Consider the following 487-nt stretch of genomic DNA (forward strand, 5'->3'; position numbering starts at 1 on the left):
ATCACCCGGCGGTACAGGTCGTTCAGATCCGACGTGGCAAAACGACCGCCATCCAACTGCACCATCGGCCGGAGCTCCGGCGGAATGACCGGGAGCACCTCGAGCACCATCCACTCGGGACGGTTGCCGGAATTCCGGAAGGCCTCCAGCACTTCGAGCCGCTTGATCGCCCGGTTGCGGCGCTGTCCCTGGGCGGTGGCCAGCTCCTGCCTCAAGGCCTCCACTTCTTTGTCCAGATCGATCTCCTGAAGGAGACGCTTAATAGCCTCCGCCCCCATCATCGCCGTAAAGGCGTTACCGTACTTCTCCCGGTAGTTGCGGTACTCCTTCTCGGACAAGAGCTGCTTCTTTTCCAGGGGCGTCGGTCCGGGATCGACGACCACGTAGGAAGCGAAGTAGATCACTTCCTCCAGGGAGCGCGGAGACATGTCCAGGACCAGACCCATCCGGCTGGGAATTCCCTTGAAATACCAGATGTGGGAGACCG

General features: G+C 61.2%; 1 pseudogene. It reads right to left on the reverse strand.

Going from position 1 to position 487, the window contains the following annotated elements:
- Window positions 1–487: pseudogene (locus tag RZO55_RS12450) on the reverse strand (DNA-directed RNA polymerase subunit beta'); the annotation flags it as partial.

This window comes from Clostridium boliviensis, assembly GCF_033342255.1.
Classification (GTDB): Bacteria; Bacillota; Clostridia; order Lachnospirales; family Lachnospiraceae; genus Lacrimispora; species Lacrimispora boliviensis.